Raw genomic sequence first — 1,201 nt, 5'->3', positions numbered from 1 at the left:
GCCCGCCGACGAAGGCGACCCGGCGGCGCCCGATCTCGGCGAGGTGCCGCACCGCGAGCTCGCCGCCCACGACGTCGTCGACGGCGACCGACGAGAAGCTGCGGTCGGCGGCCTCACGGTCGACGAGCACCACGGGCGTGCCGCGCTCCCGCACCCGCGCGAGCCGCGGAAGGTCGTCGCTGAGCGGCGAGATGAGCACGCCGTGCACCCGCTGCTCCTCGAACAGGTCGAGGTACGCGCCCTCACGGTCGCGGTTCTCGTCGCTGTTGCCGAGCAGGATCGTCATGCCGTCCTCGGCCGCGCGATCCTCCGCGCCGCGGGCGACATCCGTGAAGAAGGGGTTGCGCACGTCGAGCACGACGAGGCCGATCGAGCGGCTGCGGCCGGCGCGCAGCTGGCGGGCGGCGTCGTTGCGCACGAAGCCGAGATCGGCGATCGCCGCCATGACGCGCTCCACCGTGGCCGGCGCGACCTTGTCGGGCCGGTTCAGCACGTTCGACACCGTGCCCACCGACACGGATGCCGCGGCCGCGACCTCGCGCACGCTCACCGACATCTGCTGACCTCCCCTTCGAGCCGCCCCGCTCCCGTGCGGCATCCACATGATGGCAGACCGTGCCGGCCGTCAGGATCCATTCTTCCCTGAATCGATTCATGCGGTGCAGGCCGCGCCCGCCTCCGCTCGGATCGGCGCGGCTCAGGCCCGGCGCCGCTCCGCCACCGGGTCGGTCGAGCGACGCACCACGAGCTCGGGCAGGAAGACCGTCTGCCGCGGGATCAGCTCGCGGTCGGCCGTCTCCTCCAGCAGGATGCGCAGTGCGGTGCGGCCGATCATGCCGCTCGGCTGGCGCATCGACGAGAGCGGCACCGCCGCGGCGGACGCGAACGAGATGTCGTCGAACCCGATGATCGCGATCTCGTCGGGCACGAGCATCCGCCCGCCGACGACGAGGGACTGCAGGAGGCCGAGCGCGATGAGGTCGTTGGCGGCGAACAGGGCATCGGGCCACTCGCCGCGCGGTCGCGACACGATGCGGGCGCCGGCCGCGACGCCCTCGTCGACCGTCATGGCGCCGGTCGCGACGACCTCGACCTCGACGGGCACGGCGGCGTTCTCGGCAGCGACCCGCGCGCCGGCGAGGCGGTCGTTGACCTGGCGGATGTCGAACGGGCCGCCGACGAACGCGATGCGCCGCCGCCC

2 protein-coding genes are annotated in these 1,201 nt (G+C 73.6%); both read right to left on the bottom strand.

All coding sequences use genetic code 11. From position 1 onward, the window contains the following. Positions 1 to 556: LacI family DNA-binding transcriptional regulator (locus AC1DY2_RS19915; protein ID WP_476763988.1), on the bottom strand; the 556-nt coding region annotated here is incomplete at its 3' end. Between the two features lie 141 nt (positions 557 to 697). Then, positions 698 to 1,201: substrate-binding domain-containing protein (locus AC1DY2_RS19910; protein WP_476763987.1), on the bottom strand; the 504-nt coding region annotated here is incomplete at its 5' end.

This window comes from Agromyces sp. P1_H4, assembly GCF_056405255.1.
The sequence above is the reverse complement of the archived record's forward strand: the minus strand, read 5'-3'. Positions and strand labels throughout refer to the sequence as shown.